The organism is Thermogemmatispora carboxidivorans, from assembly GCF_000702505.1.
Classification (GTDB): domain Bacteria; phylum Chloroflexota; class Ktedonobacteria; order Ktedonobacterales; family Ktedonobacteraceae; genus Thermogemmatispora; species Thermogemmatispora carboxidivorans.
This window is the reverse complement of the sequence record NZ_JNIM01000001.1, coordinates 1,500,073-1,518,432: the sequence shown is the minus strand read 5'-3', so window position 1 is coordinate 1,518,432 and position 18,360 is coordinate 1,500,073. Positions and strand designations below refer to the sequence as shown.

General features: G+C 60.2%; 17 protein-coding genes. 6 read left to right on the top strand and 11 right to left on the bottom strand.

Annotated elements, in window-relative coordinates:
- Positions 1–16 precede the first annotated feature (16 nt).
- From N688_RS06025 to hepT, 3 genes are all read left to right on the top strand, one after another.
- On the top strand, positions 17–268 hold the full coding sequence (locus tag N688_RS06025; protein WP_052888435.1) for a MoaD/ThiS family protein: 252 nt from the start codon (positions 17–19) through the stop codon (positions 266–268).
- Positions 269–326: 58 nt separating this feature from the next.
- The gene (locus tag N688_RS06020; protein ID WP_052888434.1) at positions 327–740 is read left to right on the top strand and encodes a molybdenum cofactor biosynthesis protein MoaE; all 414 of its coding nucleotides are present in this window, start codon (positions 327–329) and stop codon (positions 738–740) included.
- Positions 741–1,085: 345 nt separating this feature from the next.
- Entirely contained in the window at positions 1,086–1,925 is an 840-nt protein-coding gene (gene hepT / locus N688_RS06015; RefSeq protein WP_052888433.1) for a type VII toxin-antitoxin system HepT family RNase toxin, read from the top strand.
- Between the two features lie 182 nt (positions 1,926–2,107).
- Here the strand turns inward: hepT and N688_RS06010 are convergent, their stop codons facing one another.
- The 7 genes from N688_RS06010 to N688_RS05980 all read right to left on the bottom strand — a co-directional run bounded on the left by N688_RS06010 (position 2,108) and on the right by N688_RS05980 (position 8,685).
- Positions 2,108–3,544, bottom strand: coding sequence for a tetratricopeptide repeat protein (locus N688_RS06010; protein WP_052888432.1), 1,437 nt, complete (start codon positions 3,542–3,544; stop codon positions 2,108–2,110).
- A gap of 536 nt (positions 3,545–4,080) precedes the next feature.
- Positions 4,081–4,824, bottom strand: coding sequence for a GntR family transcriptional regulator (locus N688_RS06005; protein WP_081838569.1), 744 nt, complete (start codon positions 4,822–4,824; stop codon positions 4,081–4,083).
- 215 nt (positions 4,825–5,039) lie between these two features.
- Positions 5,040–5,387 (bottom strand): thioredoxin, encoded by a 348-nt coding sequence (gene trxA, locus N688_RS06000; RefSeq protein ID WP_052888430.1) that lies wholly within the window; start codon positions 5,385–5,387, stop codon positions 5,040–5,042.
- A 390-nt stretch (positions 5,388–5,777) separates the two neighbouring features.
- Positions 5,778–6,536: a Bax inhibitor-1/YccA family protein gene (locus N688_RS05995; RefSeq protein WP_052888429.1), complete on the bottom strand. Its 759-nt coding sequence runs from the start codon at positions 6,534–6,536 to the stop codon at positions 5,778–5,780.
- 269 nt (positions 6,537–6,805) lie between these two features.
- A complete protein-coding gene (locus N688_RS05990; RefSeq protein WP_052888428.1) occupies positions 6,806–7,015 on the bottom strand; it encodes a hypothetical protein in 210 nt (69 codons plus the stop codon).
- 545 nt (positions 7,016–7,560) lie between these two features.
- Entirely contained in the window at positions 7,561–8,256 is a 696-nt protein-coding gene (locus N688_RS05985; protein WP_052888427.1) for a hypothetical protein, read from the bottom strand.
- 168 nt (positions 8,257–8,424) lie between these two features.
- On the bottom strand, positions 8,425–8,685 hold the full coding sequence (locus N688_RS05980; protein ID WP_052888426.1) for a 4Fe-4S dicluster domain-containing protein: 261 nt from the start codon (positions 8,683–8,685) through the stop codon (positions 8,425–8,427).
- A 705-nt stretch (positions 8,686–9,390) separates the two neighbouring features.
- Here N688_RS05980 and N688_RS05975 point away from each other — a divergent pair.
- On the top strand, positions 9,391–10,359 hold the full coding sequence (locus N688_RS05975) for a class I SAM-dependent methyltransferase (protein ID WP_081838568.1): 969 nt from the start codon (positions 9,391–9,393) through the stop codon (positions 10,357–10,359).
- 478 nt (positions 10,360–10,837) lie between these two features.
- Positions 10,838–12,238: a GNAT family N-acetyltransferase gene (locus N688_RS05970; protein WP_052888425.1), complete on the top strand. Its 1,401-nt coding sequence runs from the start codon at positions 10,838–10,840 to the stop codon at positions 12,236–12,238.
- Positions 12,239–12,319: 81 nt separating this feature from the next.
- Here N688_RS05970 and N688_RS05965 read toward each other — a convergent pair whose 3' ends face one another.
- The 3 genes from N688_RS05965 to N688_RS05955 all read right to left on the bottom strand — a co-directional run bounded on the left by N688_RS05965 (position 12,320) and on the right by N688_RS05955 (position 16,709).
- Positions 12,320–13,453, bottom strand: coding sequence for a carboxylate-amine ligase (locus N688_RS05965; RefSeq protein WP_052888424.1), 1,134 nt, complete (start codon positions 13,451–13,453; stop codon positions 12,320–12,322).
- Between the two features lie 239 nt (positions 13,454–13,692).
- On the bottom strand, positions 13,693–15,432 hold the full coding sequence (locus tag N688_RS05960) for a serine/threonine-protein kinase (protein ID WP_052888423.1): 1,740 nt from the start codon (positions 15,430–15,432) through the stop codon (positions 13,693–13,695).
- A 239-nt stretch (positions 15,433–15,671) separates the two neighbouring features.
- Positions 15,672–16,709, bottom strand: coding sequence for an aminopeptidase (locus tag N688_RS05955; RefSeq protein WP_052888422.1), 1,038 nt, complete (start codon positions 16,707–16,709; stop codon positions 15,672–15,674).
- Between the two features lie 401 nt (positions 16,710–17,110).
- Between N688_RS05955 and N688_RS05950 the strand changes: the two genes are divergently transcribed.
- Entirely contained in the window at positions 17,111–17,764 is a 654-nt protein-coding gene (locus N688_RS05950) for a type III secretion system chaperone family protein (protein ID WP_052888421.1), read from the top strand.
- A gap of 136 nt (positions 17,765–17,900) precedes the next feature.
- Here the strand turns inward: N688_RS05950 and N688_RS05945 are convergent, their stop codons facing one another.
- On the bottom strand, positions 17,901–18,182 hold the full coding sequence (locus N688_RS05945) for a hypothetical protein (protein ID WP_156025321.1): 282 nt from the start codon (positions 18,180–18,182) through the stop codon (positions 17,901–17,903).
- Positions 18,183–18,360 lie beyond the last annotated feature (178 nt).

Below are 18,360 nucleotides of genomic sequence, written 5' to 3'. Positions count from 1 at the left end.
TGATATACTCATTGGCATGAAGATCCGTGTGCGCTACTTTGCGGGATTACGCGAGATTGTGGGTCAGGATGCCGAGACCCTGACGGTGCCCGAGGGAACCGACGTCGCCGGAGCCCGGGCCTTACTTGTCGCTCGCTATTCCCGTCTGCAGCCAATCCTGGAGCGCTCGCTGTGCGCGGTAAATCGCGAATACGTCCCCGCGGACCGGGTGCTGCAGGAAGATGATGAGCTTGTCTTTATTCCCCCACTTGGGGGTGGGGCAGCCTGACAAGCAGCTGCCCCACCCTGGGTAGAGGAAGAGCATTTCTCTCTGGCAGGATGGGCCTATGGAGCCAGTGATTCAGATTACGCGCGAGCCGCTGAATCGCGAGGCGCTGGTGACCGCGGTGGCCGCGCCCGAGGTTGGCGGCATTGTCATTTTCGAGGGAGTGGTACGCAACCACGCCCGTGGCAAGCAGATCCGCTACCTGGAGTACGATGCCTATCCCGAGATGGCAGAGCAGCAGATTCGGCGCATTGTGGAGGAGGCGCGCCAACGCTGGGGAGCAGAGCGGGTAGCAGTCGCCCACCGCCTTGGGCGCATTGAGATTGGCGAGGCCAGCGTGATCATTGTGGTCGCAACGCCCCATCGCGCCGAAGCCTTTGAAGCCTGCCGCTACATCATTGATACTCTCAAGACCACTGTCCCAATCTGGAAAAAAGAGGTCAGCCTCGACGGAGAAGCCTGGGTAGAGGGCTGAGCTGAGCCTGAGCCTCTCCCTCAATCGCCCCCGCGTTCGCTCCCTCCCCTCCTGTCAAGGCGTAAGCGGCAAGGAGCGGAGTCTCAATGAGCGGACAGATCGCCCTCTCAGTCGGCAGCACAGGGCAGGGCGCAGAGGACAGGAGGCCGCCGCAGCTCCATTTCTATGGTAGAATATTACATACAGAAGAGGGAGGAAAGCACCTCTCTTCTCACTAGACTGTTGCATGCAGGCAAAGGACTGGCTGAAAAGCACCCCCGGTCTCTCAACGGATGGGGGATACTCCTTGAAGCCTTCTGCTACTGTCTCCCGACAGTCCTCAAGGAGTTTGATCGGAGGCTGCTGATGAATCTCTTTGAGAAGCAGGCACAGCTTCACCAATTCTTCGCCCAGAATCCCGTCAATGCCGCGTATCTGACAGGTATACTGAAGGGGCGCACAAGCTTCGGCGAACTGAGCGATATCGATATTGCTATTCTCCTGATGGATCAGGTGCGCTCTGAGCAGTTCCTCGACTACCAGCTCTACTTTTTCAGCGAGCTGGCCAGACGCCTGGAGACCGAGAATATCGATGTCATGATTCTGAATCAGGCGTCGCTGCTGCTTAAGCTGCAAGTGATCAAGTATGGCCAGGTTCTCTATAGCCGCGATGAGAAGCGGCGCATCATGTTTGAGACCAAGGCCGTCATGGACTACCTGGACTTCAAGCGCTTCGATGAGCTTCAAAACCAGGCCCTGAGCCGTCGCCTGCAGCAGCAACTGCTCCCGATAGACAAGGACCTGGTGCAGCGTCACTTGCAGCAGCTAAGCGAGGCGATCGGCATCCTGCGCGGCCTGGGGGAGACGCAGCGCGAGGAGTTCACCAGCGATTACCGCATCTACGGCCTGGCAGAGCGCTATCTCCAGCTTGCCATTGAAGCCTGCCTGCAGATCTGCAGCATCCTGGTCGCTTCTTTCGGCTTGCGCCGGCCCGAGGACTACCATGAACTGCTGAGCATCGTGGCGGCTCAGCAACTGATCCCCAAGACGCTCGCCTACCGCCTGGAGGTTCTGACAAACTTGCGCGACGCCCTTATCCGCGATCCCGGCACACTGAATCGCGATCTGCTCTATGACCATATCCGGCAGCGCCTGGAGGACCTGGAGAGTTTCGCCGAGACGATCAAAGGTCGCCTGGAGCCATAGTAGCTCAGTGAACCGGGGCGAAGCGACCTGGAGGAGCAAGCTGTTCCCAAGGCAACGGAACGGGTCCTTTGTAATGTGCGGCGCGCTGCATTGCGCTGCACCGAGCCGCACCGCGCCGCCTCTCTCCCCTCCCGCCTGAACGAACGGTGCCAAGCAAAGGCCAGACCTACCAGGACCAGGGGCTAGAGGGCCTCACTGGCCTGACGGAGCTCGTTCGCCTGAGCAAGGATCTCGCGCGCTTCGTCGGGTCGCCCCATCTCCTGGTAAATCCGAGCCAGGGTCTCATAGGCCAGCACCAGCGAGGGGTCCAGCGCTATGGCCTGGCGAGCCATCTCAACCGCCTCGTTGTAGCGTTTGACCTCGCGGTAAGTATCAGCGAGGGCGTTATAATAGTCGGCATTGAGTGGATCGGATTCGATGGCATTCTCGTAGTTTTCGATGGCCTCTTGAGAGCGTCCGAGGGCATCGTAGGCGGTAGCAAGCTGATAGTACCCCTCTGCATCGTCTTCGAAACGCTGGAGAAGCTGGTTGGCAGCCGCGATGGCTTCCTCATGGCGGCCCAGAGCGTTGTAGGCATCGGCCAGGCCGGCATAGGCCGCCGCCAGCTCTTCCTCCTGAAGCTCATCGGCAGCCGCGATCAGCTCCTGATAGGCGCTGGCAGCCTCTTCATAGTGCTCAGCCTCCATACACGTCTCCGCCAGGCCGAAGCGGGCGCTCTGAAGACGGGGATCAAGCTCCAGGGCACGACGATAGGCCTGCAGCGCGGCTTCCGTCTGTCCCTGCAGGGAGCGCCAGTACGCGAGCCGTTCCCAGGCGTTGGCATCCTCCGGGGCCAGGCTCACCATACGCTCATAGGTCTGGGCCGCTTGATCGCGCTCGCCCATCTGTTCATAGACCTGGGCCAGCACATCATAAGCGGCTCGTTCATCAGGGGCCAGGGCCAGCATCTGGTTAGCGATCGAGAGGGCCTCATCATAGCGTCGCATGTCGAGGTAGATGGAGGCCAGTTCGGCGTAACGCGCGGGGTCAGCAGGGTTCTCATCGATCTCAGCCTCCTGAACCATCAGTCGGCGCAGCTGATCATTGATGCGCTCACGCACATCGCGCAGGCTCGCGGAGGCCATTGGCTGACCAGGATTGAGGATAAGCGCCTGCCGATAGGCCTGGACCGCATCCTGATAGAGGTTCTGGAGGCGGTAGGTATCGCCCAGGCTGACGTACAGTTCGTCGTTCTCAGGATCGATTTCCAGCGCCTGCTGGAAGGTCTCGATGGCCTCCTCATAGAGACCTAGCTCGCTATAGAGATGGCCCAGGTTAATATAGGCCTCGATCAGACCAGGATCAAGATCGATGGCGCGTCGATAGCCGGCAATGGCCAGCTCTCGATCGCCCAGATATTGTTGAGCTAACGCGAGGTTGTAACGCGAGCGGGCGCTGTCGGGATTGGCAGCCACCGCGCGCTCAAAGGCGGCCACCGCCTGCTCATAGTCGCCAGCGCGTGCCGCCTCGTTGCCGCGATCGGTCCATTCCTGCTCCTCACGGCGGCGAGCATCCGCCACACCATTCTGAGCAGCAGTCTCCGACTCAGTAGCCGCTTCTCTTTCCGGTATGTCTTCCATCAGTAGCTACCCTTCTTGATTGCTCATCAGAGCGTGCTTGACTAACAGTGGTCAACGGCGTAAGGCTCTACGCAACAGCACGTCCCGGCCTAGTATAACATGCCGCCAGAGCTTCTTCTAGTCTGTTCCTGCTGGTCCGGCGAGGAGAAGAAAGTCCCGGCCAGGGGAACAGGATGGCGGGGCGAAAGGAGAGGACGAGAAGGAGCGAAGGAGGAGAGAGATCGAAGCTACCAGACAGAGCAGACCGGTTCCTCGCCGGCTTCGAGGAGAGCGACGTTGCTCTTCCGTGGTGTGGCATCGGCAGTTTCCACAACCAAGCGGGTCGGCCTGCTCTGCGGCAGAGCACTCTTTAGGATAAGGAGCCGAGGACAGCCTGCCTTAGCTGCCCTGTCAGTCAGCGCCGTGCAAGGCAGGAGGGGAAGGAGCAGGGCGTCGGTCCGGCTCTCCCCACCCCAGACCCAAGCGTTCTTTACAGGATTCGCTTACCAACTACCGCCCGCCCCAGGCGATCATCGCCACGACCAGCGACCGCTCACTCACGACCTGGCGACACGTAATGTGACCATATATTCATAGCGAGATCCGGGATAGAAGACTTCACTATAGGCGATAGGTGAGCCAGTTTGGTCGAAGGTTGTGCAAGTGACGCGCAAACCGGGCTCATCCGGGGGAATGCGAAGAAGCTCAGCCTCGCGCGCCGAGGGGAGGGCCGCCTTCACATTCTGCTCGGCAATATAGGGGGTCAGGCCCTCCGAGGCCATCATACTATAGAGTGAGCCTTCACCCAGTTCTTTGGCCCGCTGATAGATGCCCGTCGCCCGTGGATATGGCAGATAATCGACCTCATAAGCGATGGGTACCTCATCGGCAGTCCGTACGCGCACTAGACGAATCGCCTGCTCTTCATCGAGCAGGCGCAGGCGCTCGCGCACCGTCTCAGAGCCGCGAACCAGCTCGCTGACGAGCAGCAACCCACCCGGCTGCTTGCCACGGCGGCGGATGTCCTCGCTCAAACTGGTCAGCTCGCTGAGCGTCTGCTGAACGCGCGGCTCACAGACAAAGGTCCCTTTGCCATGTTGACGATACAACAGGCCCTCATGGACGAGTTCGGTCAGGGCCTGCCGCACCGTTGCACGACTGACGCGGTAGCGTGCCACCAGCTCCGGCTCGGATGGAATAGCCGTATGTGGGGCAAGATGCCCAGCGCGGATCTGCTGCTTGAGCACCTCTTTCAGCTGGTAATAGAGCGGCAGCGGATTCGAACGTTCCAACATTGGCATAATATACAGTCCCCCCTATGTCCAGACAACAGGATTCTACCTCTCAGGCAGTCAGGATGATGAGAAGAATATATCATAAAAGCCGAAAAGCGTCGAGAGGGGAACATACATGGAGAAGTGCGAGTCAGACGGGCGGTTTTGGAAACAGCCTTCATCGTCGCACTTCTCCTTCGACACTGCCTCTTGTTTGCCCTTTTACCCGCTTCGCAAGAGGATCAGGCTACGCTGACCTGGGCCAGGATGCGATCGATCTCGCTCTTCAGGCGCAGCGGATGAGGACCCACCAAGCGGGCTACCTCTCGACCGTCTTTAAAGACAATCAGCGTTGGGACGGCCTGGATGTACAGGTTCGAGGGTGTAACCGGGTTCTCGTCGATATCCATTTTGGCAAAGGCCAGCTTCCCCTGATACTCGTCGCTCAGCTTCTCGTAGGTAGGAGCGAGGGCGCGACAGGGGGGGCACCAGGTTGCCCAGAAATCGACGATCACCGGCGTCGGAGACTTGAGCACCCGCGCCTCGAAGTCGCTATCGCTGATATGGAACAGATTGGAACGCTCAGCCATTCGCGTGACTCTCTTTCCCTGGAATGGAATTGGATTTCTTCCTTGCTCTTTGAGGAAGCAAAGATAGTCTCAAAGGCTTTCAGTTAGGAAAACAATGGCAGCACCGCCCTTATTCCAGAGAGCCAGGCCACCGTCTGATTATACTCAGCGGAGCGAGGCCCACGCAATAGCGAGCGCCTTGATTGCGACAAGAGTCCTGTCGAAGAACTGGCTGAGCAGACTTTGCTGCTCGCCTGGCGAGAAGGCCAAGACAGGACTACTGACAGAGTCAGCTCATCGGCCCCCTCCTCGTTCCTCAGCCTTTGTCGGTTGTCAGTTGGCCAATCTGGTCCCTTGTTTCCCTCTGCAGCCAGGCGAGCTTTTGCCGGGCCCGGGCCCGTACCTTGCTTGCTAGCGATTATCGCGGCTTCCTCCTTGCAAGATCATGAGGAAGCGCAAGATGTAGAGGAAGAGATTCATCACCGTCACAAAGATGGCGACGGTGAGCATGATGGCGTTAGGCAGGGTGTCGGCCAGATACTTGGCGCGCTGGACATAGTAGAGAACATAGCCGCCGAAGACCGCGATGCCGACGACGGATATCAGCAGGCCACCCAGACCCGTGCCAAAGAGGCCGGGCAGGAAGATGCCGAGAATGCCCGCCACCAGCAAGAGAATCAGGCCGAAGAAGAGGTATTTTCCCAGACCCGAGAAGTCACGGCGCGTGGTCCAGGCATAGGCGGCCAGTCCCAATGAGGACAAGGCCGTAATCAAGAAAGCCTCACCGAGAATATTCCCCATCCCGGCACCGGTCAGGGCCATCACCAGGGGCGCCAGCGACATCCCTTCCAGGAAAGTGAACAGGTAGAGCAGGAAGAGGTTCAGGCCGTGGACGTTGATCGCCAGCTGCAGGATAAAGAGGACGATCAGGCCCCCAAAAGCGACCAGCAGGTAGGCCCCAAAGCCGGCTACCTGAGCAAAGAAGGAGATACCGACAAAGGTGCCAATACAGGCCACCAGGAAGGAGATGGCCAGCAATAGCATGACCTTGCTCACCAGGCTCCCAGCCCGTTCGTTGACGTAAGGAATCGTCTGGTAGGGATAGGAGCCAAGCCAGCTATTGCGCTCTCCCCCCATACCAAACGGCGAATTATAGCGTGGATTATACATGCTTCACCTCACTCAGGGAAACAAGCTGCTTTCGCTGCCACTCGGCTCCGCTGTGCTGCAATGAGCCTCGAGTGCAGCCTCTTTGCGAGACGACAGCCAGAGCCACTGTCGTTTCTTGCTTCCTCCCTCATCAAGATATTACGCAGTGATGGGCCTGGGGTTGTACACGCCCTCTTTGTTCTCCATCTTCTCCTTCCCTTCTGTTCCCTTCTCCTGAGACTTGGCGCGCTCCTCCTCTTCTAGAAAAGGAAACGCCCGGCAGGGCGGATTTATTTCGAGGATTCGCGCCTCTCTGCCGGGTTCTCGGCCTCTGTACTGCGTGGCTGGAAGGAGGATTCGGCGATATTGGTAATATCGCAAGGTGGGTGGTTACTATCGGCATGCCAATAGAAAGAGCTACCCAGGGGCTTGTAGAGAAGCCCCCCACAACGGGGGCAGCGACGCAGCGTTTCGTTCTCCTGATCCTGACTCGTCGGCATAAATCCCTCACTCCTTCAGATCAGCGCGGAATAGGAGCCTGAGAGCACCACCTGACTCTGGAGGAGAGAAAGCAGGCAAGTAGCCGGGGAGAACCAGCTGAAGCGACCGTACCGGTTCCATCCATCTGTCGCGTCGGACCCTCACTTCCCTTTGCCCAGCCACCCCCGCGAAGCCAGGACGCTCACAGAGGACCAGCGCACGGTCGAGCAGCTAACGGGTTGCGCGTCAGGCCCTTCCTTACTGTCTCCACTCCTCCTTTCTGGCTCCGCCCGCCTACCTCTTAGCCCACTACAACACTGGCTCTGGCGCTGCTCATCCCAGATCGAGGTCCCAGGAGAGGCACACTTTCGCCAGGGCTCCGGATTCCCTCCGCTCTGGCTGTCCGGTCTCTGTTCCTTCATTCAGTCAGTGAGGGCCAGCTGGCAGTAATGCGCCGGCAATAGGCAATAGAGGACCAGACCAGACCAGACTAGATAAGATAAGGTGGGCAGGGCAGGGGCCAGCCAGCCAGCGCCCACCTCACCACCTGCGGCAGCTCCCTGGCTTACATGACGCTCCAGACGCCACAGATCTCGCAGTAGGCTATTCCAATCTCGCCGAAGGCCCTACTGCGTGTCTCCCAGCGGTCGTAGACGACAGCCAGGGAACCACAGTTCCAGCAGCGGGCGCGGCCACCAGTCTTACTTTCGCTTTCCAGGCGGCGCAGCAGCTGACTGCGCGCCTCTTCGGCGCCGGTATAACTGGGATTATAGGCCAGATGCAAGAGGTTGCCCAGCGGCAGGGTAATCTCATGGGATGGGGCCGGCGGTGACGGTTGCTGGAAGGTAGCCACTGGACCAGAGCCACTGGCGGCAGCCGCTACTGTCGGTCGGCGGAAGTACTCACGAGCCGTACGACGCCCCCCTTCCGGAGGCAGAGCCGGAAGGTATTCGGGGCCTTGTCGTTCGTTTGTCGGACGTTCACCATTGGCCACCGGCGGAGTACCCGGGCCGGCGGGAGTGGCGAGTGTCTCACTGGGCGGGAACGGCAGAGAAAGCGCCTCTCCCGACTGGGCGGGCGCTTGCGCTCCCTGGCGGGGAGGCGCAGCCGAGGCCTGCTCGCCATCCAGTGGCACAACGGGAGCCTGCTCCGTTGTCAGTGGCTCGGCTGCAACCTCCTCCCCTTGCTCCGCCACATGGTTATGGTTGTCGTTCTCCGGTTGCTCTGGTGGATTCGCGCGTCTGCGCCTCGTTACTGGCATAGGGGCAGCTCCCTCAATAGAAGTTCTTTTCTCCTCGATGAGACATGCACCTGCATTATATCACAGCCCTTTCAGTACCCTCAAGCAGATCGATGGTCTGCCCGCCCCTCACGTTGCCAGGCGACCAGCACGCTCCGCTTCCTTCCTTGTGCTCGCTCGGCTCAGCCTCTACCTCTTGAAGAAGTCGGCGTTAATTTTGATGAAATGCCGCCACTCGTCAGGTACCGCCGACTCCTCAAAGATGGCGTTGACCGGGCATGCCGGTTCACAGGCGCCGCAGTCGATGCACTCATCGGGATTGATGTAGAGCTGCTCGCTCTCCTCAAACCCTTCTTCGTTCGGCGTTGGATGAATGCAATCTACCGGGCAGACATCAACACAAGAAGCATCCTTCACGCCAATGCACGGCTGAGTGATCACGTAGGGCATCCAACTTTCCGGCGCATCAACCCCTGCCTACGCCATAGCACACTCGGCCTGTAAGCAGGAAGGGGGAACAGCGCCGCCTCCTTTTCCTCTGAGATGAGCTTGATCCGCGCTGGGGCCTGCGCGTGTTCCTCTCACTAAGAAGGTTCGACAGTCAGCAAGCGATCAGGCCCCGCCTGTCTTCTCGATCTCGCGGTCAGCGCCCCCCTGAGCTTCTTCGTCCATTCAGAGAGCGCGGGCGCCTCGTTGCTTTGCTGACTCTCTCTGGCAATGGAACCGCCTGGTATGGGTTCGGCGCCGCCACAAGCCTGACTTCTCGGTCATTGCTGTGAGCCTATCCGTCGGACCGCCGGTGTGCCGATGGCGATGGCTGTGCTCCATGGACAGGCTCTGATTGTAGCCTAGTTCAGTATAGAAGGTTGGCAACTCGATGTCAATTCCAGATCACTGCTTTTCCGCGCCTCCGTCGCTCTTGGTGGCACGAGTCTGCCCCTCTCTGACCGCTGCCTCACAGTGCTTTTTCTGTCCAGTGGTGCGCTCCGTCGCCCGTCCTTCAGGCTGGCTGAGTGCTGGTCAACGATGATCGGGAGCGCTGGCCCGCACCGCTCCACAGGCCAGCGGTGACGACAAGTATAGCAAGGGTATGCCTGGACCTGGAGAGGTGACTTACGTCTTGCCAAAACGGCAGCGATCCTTTAGAGTATTGACATGAGTCAGCTTAAGGATCAGCTTAAAGACAGTTCGGCCCCGCGATACGCGGAACGACCTGCGCTGCTCTTGCTTGCCCCTGACGATTGGCAGGATTATGCACTGCTGGATAGTGGCACTGGCGCCCGCCTGGAGCGTCTTGGCCCCTATTGCTTTGTACGTCCCGAGCCGCAGGCCCTCTGGCAGCCCGCTTTGCCGCGCGCGCTCTGGGAGAAGGCCGATGCGGTTTTTGTGAGCGGTTCCCCACTGTCGGAAGATCAGGAGCAGCATGGGCGCTGGCAGTTCCGTCGTCCACTGGAACCGCGCTGGATGGTGCGCTATAAAGATCTGAGCTTCTGGGCCGCTCCGACGCCCTTCCGTCATCTGGGGGTCTTCCCTGAGCAGGCCAGCCATTGGAACTGGTTGGCAGACCTGGTGCGCGCTGTGGCCCCTCGGCGCCCGGTACGGGTGCTGAATCTCTTCGGCTATACGGGTCTGGCTTCTCTGGCCGCTGCCAGCGCCGGGGCCAGCGTGACTCATGTCGATGCCTCGAAGAAGATTCTGGAGTGGGCCCGCGCCAATCAGGCTCTCTCTGGCTTGAGTTCTCGCCCGATTCGCTGGATCGTAGATGATGCTTTGAAGTTCGCTCAGCGCGAGGTGCGCCGCGGCTCGCGCTACGATGGGGTGATTATCGATCCGCCGAAGTTCGGTCGAGGTCCACGCGGTGAGGTCTGGAAGCTGCAGGAGTCGCTTTCGACACTGTTGCAGACCTGCCGCTCGCTTCTGAGCGAGGAGCCGCTCTTCGTGGTGCTGACCACCTATGCGATCCGCGCCTCGGCCCTCAGCCTGTACTACGCTCTGGCGGAGATGATGCGTGGCTATGGCGGTACGATTACAACTGGTGAGATGGTCCTGGTGGAGGAGAGCGCCCAACGTTTGCTGTCAACGGCCATCTTCGCCCGCTGGAGTTACGACCCACAGAGACCCTGAGTGAGGCTTTGCCTGGATGGCAGAGAAGTTGCTCTCCGTTGTGTCTTCTCCGCTTGCTTGACAGCGAGCCTTCCATTGACTATACTTTTCTTGCTTTTCCGGTTCGATGCAGGCCCGCTCATTGTTTGAGTTTGACCTTGAACGGAGGCCCCTGGTGATGAAGAGACAGCACACCCTTCGGCCTGGCCAGGTACAGGCGCTTCATCCCACGGTGGCCAGCTTGGCGCTCTCTCCCTTCAGGCGGCCAAAGCTGCTCGTTTTCTCTGCTGCCTGCTGTCCACCTCATCGTTGAACCCGTTCAGCGTCTGCTCTTCTCTTTCTCTCTTTCTCCTGGATGGCAACCGCTTTCGCTAGCGGTCTGCAGACGCAAGGCTTGCTCTGGTCCCGGTCTGGCTCCCAAGGCCAACGTCAAGGGGCAGGGCTTTTTTTGTCTTTTTTGATCATTTACTACACTGCAATGGGAAAAGGAGCTTCCATAATGCCTTTCACTGACTCATCTCCCGCCGATCCGCAATATGTGCGCGACCTGGGCGATGGCCTGCGATTGCGTTGGTCACGCCCCGAGGATGTTGAGGAGCTGGCGCGTCTGGAGTGCGAGGTCTTTCTGAATGGGCCGGCAGATCCGTTGAATCAGCCGCTGGCCTGGCATGTGCGCGAGTTACTCAGCGGTAGCCATCCGCTGATGGGGAGCCAGGACTTTGCGCTGGTAGAGGATACGCGACGCAGCTCCAGGCGCGTGGTAGCTTGTGCCTGCCTTTGGCGCCAGCCCTGGGACTATGAAGATGTGCGCTTGCTGGTGGGCCGACCTGAGCTGGTGGTAAGTGATCCAGACTATCGCCATCGCGGCTTGATTCGCGCGCTTTTTGAGCTACTCCACGCACGCAGCGAGGCTGAGGGCGCTCTGACGCAGGCGATTACGGGTATTCCTTACTTCTACCGTCAGTTTGGCTATGAGTATGCGCTGGCCCTGGATGGCTATCTGTCCTTTCCGGTGGCTTTGATACCACCGGCCCCCGAGGAGGGTCGGGAGCCGGTGAGGTTGCGTGATGCGACCCTGGAAGATTTGCCGGCCATTATGGCGCTCTACGAGGCTCATCGTCATCAGGGTGGGTTTGCGGTGTCGACCCCGATCAGCGAGGAGTGGTGGCGCTATCACCTGCTGCACCAGCAGGGCTGCCGCACGGGCGAGCACTGGCATATTCAGGTAATAGGTAGTGACAGCGAGAGTTTTCTGGGCTTCCTGGTGATGCCGACGAAGCGTTGGCGCTCGTTGGTGCCGGTGATGCACTGCTTTGAGATGGTGTCTGGGATCGATCTGTTCCGGCTCTTGCCTTCTGTGCTGCGGGCGATTCTAGCACGGGGCCACCAGATACCGGTGCTCCGTGATGCTGAGGAGATCGATCATCTGCGTATCTTCTTGTCCGATGAGCATCCGATTCGCGCGGCTCTGTTGCGCCTGCCGGATCGCTACGGGGAGCCGCTGACGGTGAGGAGCAGTCGCTCCTATGCCTGGTATGTCCGTGTGCCTGATCTGGCGGCTTTTTTGCGTCGGGTGGCCCCAGTACTGGAGCGCCGGCTGAGCCGTTCACCGCTGGCAGGCTACAGCGGCAGGCTACGGCTGCATTTCTATGGCCGTGAGCTGGTGCTGCATTTTCAGGCGGGCCGGCTGGAGAGCGTCCAGGAGTTGAAGTCGGCCTTTGACTACGAGCAGGCTGAGGCGGCTTTTCCGCCACAGGCGTTTCTGCCGTTGTTGTTTGGTTATCGCAGTCTGGATGAGTTGAGCTACGCCTTTCCCGATATTGAGGTGAAGCCGACGGCAGAGCTGCTGCTGCAGAGCCTCTTCCCTAAGCGGCCTTCGTGGGCGCTTCCGCTTGGCTAGCGAAGCAGCCAGGGGGCGAGCAGCGGGGTGCAGGCCAGTAGAGGCAGGCCGTATGCTCCCCCCGGCTGGTTGTCTGGAGGATCAAGCGACTTCAAGCACGCCTTGGGTGGTCTGTTCGATCAGGAGACGAATGACCTGGTCAATGGCGCCTGTCTGACGATAGACGGCGATCTGGCGATCGGCGCCGGTTCCACGGGGATCAGCTAAGAGGGCACGCAGATGGGCCATTTCTCGCTGGCTCCCCAGCTCCTCGGCTACGTCGGCGACGAAGTCAAGGAGTTCTCCAATGGCTTCGCGCATGCTCAGGCGCCGATGGTTGACGAAGTCGAGATAGGTAGCGTCGAGACCGTCGCGCATGGCCAGCCATTTGTTTTCTTCGATGTAGAGACGTGGCAGGACAAGAGTGGTGACTCCTTGCTGATGAAGCAGGCAGAGCTTGGCAACAAGGGCCTGGCAGAGGGCCGCCAGGGCAATGGTATCTTCGAGGGTGGCAGGCATGTCGCAGATGCGGAATTCCAGGGTGTCGAAGAAGGGGTGGAGGCGAATATCCCACCAGATGCGCTTGCCATTGTCGATGGCTCCCACTGCAATGAGGTCGTCGACGTAGCGTTCAAAGTGGGCCAGGCTGGGCAGGACTTCGGGCAGGCCGCTGCGGTTGCAGCGTCTCCAGACGACGGAGCGGTAGGATTTGATGCCAGTCATCCTGCCAGCCCAGAAGGGTGAGTTGGCGGAGAGGGCTAGCAGGTGAGGGAGCCAGAGGCGGGCCTGGTTCATGACGGCAATGGCCACTTCGCGGTCGGGAATGCCAACATGGATGTGCAGGCCAAAGATGAGGAGCGAGCGGCCTACGTCCTGTTCTTCCTCTTCTAGTTCAGCATAGCGCTCGCGTTCGGTGCGCTGCTGATCCTGCCAGCGGGCTGTGGGATGGGTGCCGGCACTCACGGGGACCAGGTCCTCTGCAGCCAGGATTTCGATGAGGCGCCGGCGCAGCCCACCGAGTTCTTGTCGGACGGCGGTGATGTCGGCACAGACCGGGCTGATGATCTCAACTGTTGAGGCATGCATTTCAGGCTTGATTTGCTCGCCAAAGAGGGATTGCCCTTTTTCCAGGACACGCTCGATGGCGTTGGACAGTTGCCCACTGCAACGCTCAACAAGCTGAAATTCTTCTTCTACGCCAAGGGTGGGACAGTACAGGGCTAAACGACCTTTCATAGATGATCCTTTGCTCTTCAAAGCGACAGGTCCGGCAGAGGTGGCTCCATCGACACGCAACGCCTTCAAGACGATCCTTCTGAATTATACTCTATTTTCCGCCCAGGATGCGACGCGCGGCTTCTTGGCCTCTTGTCTTGGCGACAAGGCAGTGGCGGCGCTCAATCATCTGCTCTGCGTTTGGCCAGAGCTGGGGGCTTTTCGGATGGTTCACCCGCCGGAAGCGGGCCGGCCTGAGTTCAGAAGCGAGCCGGCTCAATATAGAGCTGTGAGCAGGCGATTTCGCTCCCCTCTTCTTCCACGTAGAGGCCGATAGCGCCGTTGACAGGGGAGACAGGAGCCGAGTCGCGCAGCGGGGTAGCTGACAGTGCCTGGCCGTTGATGAAGAAGCGGAAGAGAGGGCCGTGAGCATCAATTTCAAGGGTATTGACAGCGCCCGGCCCGATCAGCAAGCTGGGCGCCGGCCCCTCGGCCAGGGTCGTCCAGCGTCCGCTGTAGCGCCAGACAGCATATGAGCCACCGCCCCAGCTAGCGACCGCAAAAACGTAGTAGCGTTGCTGCCCGCTACTGGCGCGGAAGACGACCCCATAGTAGTCGGCGTCGTCGTGAGAGCCGTGTACCTGACGTATGTTGACGGTCAGGTGAAAGTCGAGGAAACGATGGTGGGCGTAGAGCGCGAGGGCGCTGGCCCGAGAGGTAGTATTGAGGAGATGATACTCTCCATCGGCAAAGAAGGCGCTCGGGCTGTGGGGCCAATCGCTGGCGCCGGCCAGCAGCTGATCGACGGGAACGGTGGGCACCAGAGTGGGTTGAGCGAAATCGGGGGCAGAGAGGCTGGCACTGGCGCTGTTGCCCGGTCTGGTCTGGGCGGCATGCAGGGCATAGGCCAGCGAGCTGGAGCACAGCAGGAGCAGCAGAAGCAAGGCCAGCAGCAGGGCTTTCCATTTGCCACTGAAGCTGGAGGGTATGGGCAGGGCTTCCAGGCGCCGGACCAGCGGGAATGGGACCCAGGCCGGTAAGAGCAGGCCGTGAACACTCAGGCGGAGGCGGGCCGGGGTCTCCGGGCCAGCAATGGCCTGCTGGAAGGCTTCGCTCAAGAGGCGAGCGGTGGCGAAGCGCTCCTCTGGAAATTTGGCCAGGGCCTTGCGTAGGACATAGTCGACCTGGGGCGGGATGCGCGGGTCAAGTTCGCAGAGAGCCGGCGGTGGCTCTTGGACGTGGAGCAGAGCCAGGGCGATGGGCGAATCGGCCTGGAAAGGAGGACGCCCAGCCAGCAGATAGAAGAGGGTAGCACCCAGGGCATAGACGTCGGCGCGGTGATCAACGGCTCCATTGAGAGCTTGCTCTGGGGCCAGATAATCCGGCGTGCCTATCGGGATCGGAGTAGGCGGGGTGGGGGCAGCGGCTGCCTGCTCACTGGCTGGCGACTCCTCAAACTGGCCCTCGCCCTCCAGTTCGTCTCGTAGCAGGCGGGCAAGGCCGAAGTCACAGAGGAAGGCCCGCCCCTGCTCATTCAGCAGGATGTTGGCGGGCTTGACATCACAATGGATATAGCCGCGCTGATGAGCGTAGTCCAGGGCGGAAGCGATCTGCTCTAGATAATTGGCGGCCCGCTCTAAGGAGAGGGGGCCGTGGCGACGTACATAGTGGGCCAGGGTTCCACCGGCCATATAGGGCATGACCAGATAGGCCAGGCCGGCTTCTTCCCCCCAAGCGTAGATAGGCACAATGTGCGGGTGCTGTAAGCGGCTGGCCGCCTGGGCTTCTTGCAGGAAGCGACGCAGAAATTCGGCTCGGGCTGCTCTTGTCAGCTGGGTGCGGGGGAGAAAGACCTTCAGGGCCACGGGTGCAGAGGAGGCTGCTGGTTCACTAGGACGCGCCAGATACACAGCGCTGCTTCCGCCGTAGCCAAGCAGCTTTTCGAGCACATAGCCCCCGAGGGTCCTCCCAAGCAGTTCCTGACCCCTGCTATGCAACACTTCGCGGCTCCTCTTCTCTTTGCCTCTATTTCATCAGCGCGCCAGCGACGGTGCCGTCAGCGCGAGGCGGATGGGCTTCTTTCTTCTCGATTCTGGTCTGCCTGTGGCGCTCCTGGTTCGCCAGGGCAGCACGTAGAGCAGACAGGCAGGGCACAGCCTGGCCTGGACCGCAGCATCTTAACAAGTCCAGGCCAGGCCAGAAGACAGGCTGCTCCGTGCGAGCCGGCGCTCCTCTCCTCCTAGAGGCAGAAGACGCCGTCACGCATGATCAGGCGTCCGTCGACCTCGATGGTGCAGGTCGTCGGCACGACATCGACGTGAATGCGGGCATCCCAGTCGGCCCCGGTGTACTCTGGATAGGGATTGCCAAAGGCTATATGCAGGCCAGGGATCTTCTCATCCTGGAGCAGGTTGCCGACCGGCTGTTTGAGGCTGATCAGGGTACCAATGGCAAATTCGCCCACGCGGTTCCCGTTGGGGACCGAGAAGAGATAATCACGCAGCTCCTTGGCAACGGCGGCGTCCTCGCTCGTCACCTCGGTGGCATGGCCATTTTTGATGGTGATGCGCACAGGATGCTTCAGGACGCCATACTTGGCAGAGAAGAAGTCGCCAAGGACGTCGCAGACCACCACGCCGCTGACATCGGCAGGAGCAGTGAAGACTTCACCTTCGGGGAGGTTGCCCCATTGCCCTTGCTCGTGATAGCGTCCGTGGCAGGGAATCCACTTCCAGTGCTGATGAAAGGTCGCAGTCAGATCGCTGCCTTTGGCCGAGGTCACATGAATGCGCTCGGCCTGGCGGACGATCTCATAGACCTTGTTGGTGATCTCATAGACCTGGTCATAGTCGGCGCACATGCCCTCGGCCATCAGCCGCTCATCGATACCTGGCATGTGGCCATGCCGGACGCGCAGCTCCTGGGTCAAAAAGGGCAGCAGGGGAATACGGAAACCGATCTCGCCCGGGCGGGTCGTGGCAATGTAGAAGGTAACGGTGGGATGAAACTGCTGCAGGTCCTGGCGCAGGCTCTCGGGAAAGGTTGTCAGGGGCCGCTTGCCATAGTGCTCCAGAAAGTGCACGCTGACGGCGGCATGGCGATCGAGAGCCGCTGCAGCCACGCGGCGGGCAATGGCTCCCCGTTCGTAGTCGGTTAAGATAAAGAGTCGGTCGGTGGCGGTTACCCCCATGCAGTTGAGTGCATTCTCGGCCCCACGCTGCACTCGCGCCTCAAAATCAGGACCGCCCTGGATGTTCGTGATCGCTTGCTGGCTCATGATTCTGCGTTCCTGCCTTCTTCCTTCACTAATCTTACGACACTCTTCTTGCTCTCTACTGTAGAGAGAACGCAGGGAACCCCTCCGATTTTCTGACCCATCTCCTCCCCTCCTGCTCTCATCCGTCGCTGGTCAGGCCGCTGCAGCGCGGCCTGCTGGCTGGCTGGCTACAGGATGCTCTGGAGAGAGAGACGCCGCCGCTCCTGTGAGAGTAACGCCTCTGGGAAACGACGGTGAGGGCGCGCTCTCCGCTTCCAGTATAGCGAGAAGGTGAGAACTACCGATCCAGGACCTTGCTATACTCCTTACAGAAAGACAGAGCCTGCTTGTTTCGAGGTGAGGCGGAGCGTAGCCGGAGAGAAGCAGTGACAGGTGGGCAGTGCACGAGAAGGAGCAGAGCAGTGAGTGAAGATTTTCGCATTACCGACGTGGTGAGCTATCTCACCCGGCTAGGATTGCACGTTGCCAGCGTGGACGAGAGCCAGGGAGTGGCCGAGCTGGCATTTCACGATGAGCTGGGTCAATGGCAACTGCTGCTCATCCTACAGGCTGGTCCGCCACTGGGGCAGAGACTGCTCTTTATTGTTCCCCATCTCAGTATTCTGCCACAGCGGCAGCGTCTGAGCTGCCTGGAAGCCCTGATGAGCCTGAACTACACGCTGCCGCTCGGGCGCTTCGGCCTGGATCTGGAGGACGGCGAGGTGCGTTTTTGCGCCAGCGTCTATCTGGGTCAGCAGAGGCTATCACTGCCAGCTTTCCGTGGCCATCTCGAAGCAGTCATTCAGACCATCGTCATCTATCACAGCTTGCTGCCGCGCATCATCTATGGGCAGTGCACCGCACGGGCTGCGCTCACTGCCTGCGAGCAAGCCTTTTTAGAGACTTACGAAGGCGAGCGCCTTTCCTGCCAGGAAAGGCCCAGCAGCCGACAAGAGTTGGCGGAAGACGAGGTGGAGCTTGACGCTTCGTCTTCCGAGCTGGATGCCGCCGAGGTGCTGGCGGAGATCAGGCGCATGCTGCAGGAGGGCCGGGAGCGCAATGACGATCTCGACTGAGCCTTCTTGACATGCTCCAGGACTGGCTGGCGGGCTGGCGAGCACGCAGAGACGGCGGCGAGCCGGGGTGCGGGCCGGGCCGCCACGCCAGGGCTTTACTCCTCGCTTGCTTGAGCAGCAGCCTCTTCTTCCTCAGTTAGAAGGTTTGTTTACTCTTATTCGAATAATGGCCGTTGAGCCGGGAGCGCGTGGGAGGATAAGGCGGCTCATCCTCACTGTCTTCGAGGGGAAGCTCGGGCGCCATCTCCTCCAGTTGATTGAGCTGAGTGGGGTCCAGTTTGATCAAGCGATCTGCCGTCTCTGTACCTGTGCCCGTGCGGCGGACGGTGTTGAGGCGCTTTCCGATCTCCAGGGCAGCCCAGGCAAGAATGAGGGCAGCAACAATAAAGCCAATATAGCCCAGAACGGTCTCATCCATTTGGCCATCTCTTGCGGCGCCTCCCTGCCCCGAACAGACCTCGTTCATGGGGGTGGAGAGAGAGGCACCGCCTCCTTCCCACGTGATTACTGTGCTGCCAGCGTCGGCTCTCCCCCACCAGGGAGGGAGGGTAGCGGCACCAGAAGTCACTGGTTGTAGTCTACCCAGGGCCGCCCTG